General features: G+C 56.9%; 1 pseudogene. It reads left to right on the plus strand.

Going from position 1 to position 643, the window contains the following annotated elements:
• Positions 1-124: 124 nt before the first annotated feature.
• Positions 125-587: pseudogene (locus tag F4V60_RS02165) on the plus strand (IS6 family transposase); the annotation flags it as partial.
• Positions 588-643 lie beyond the last annotated feature (56 nt).

The following is a 643-nucleotide window of genomic DNA, read 5'->3' on the forward strand; positions in this document are numbered from 1 at the left end:
AGCCCGAGTCACCAACTGGAAACAAGCCATTAATCAGATGGCCGTGGCCTACCCCGACCGCTTCAACACATACCTCTAACCAAACAAGTTCACAAAGCCCCACACACAAAGAACTTGACGCGCTCTCGGCGGCAGGTGGTGCTACCTCTGATCTGGCGATCACCGCCGGTGGGCAGACCCTGGACTTTTACCTCTCTCCGAAGCGTAACGTGGCCGCAGCGAAGCGTTTCCTGGCCAAGGCTCTCAGATTCAATGCGTCAGCCGGGTATCCCAGAGTGATCAACACCGATAAAGCACCCTCCCTAGCCAGGGCAATCGCCGAGTTGAAGTCAGAGGGAATCTGCCTGCCAACAGTGGAACACCGGCAGGTGAAATACCTCAACAACATCCTGGAAGGCGACCATGGTCGGCTGAAGCGGATCCTCGGGTCGAAAGGCGCGTTTTAAGAACCGGACATCTGCATATCGGACGTTGAAAGGGATGGAGGCGATGCACTCATTGCGGAAAGGGCAAGGTACGATGTTTGACCTCACGGGCAACCGAACCCGGACGCGGTGATCGTCAACCGGGTCTTCGAGACGGCCTAACAACGCCCACACGCAGCGGCCATCAGGGAATGAGAAACTGAGTCTTCGCTGCTCTC

It is taken from the genome of Corynebacterium flavescens (assembly GCF_008693105.1).
GTDB lineage: Bacteria > Actinomycetota > Actinomycetes > Mycobacteriales > Mycobacteriaceae > Corynebacterium > Corynebacterium flavescens.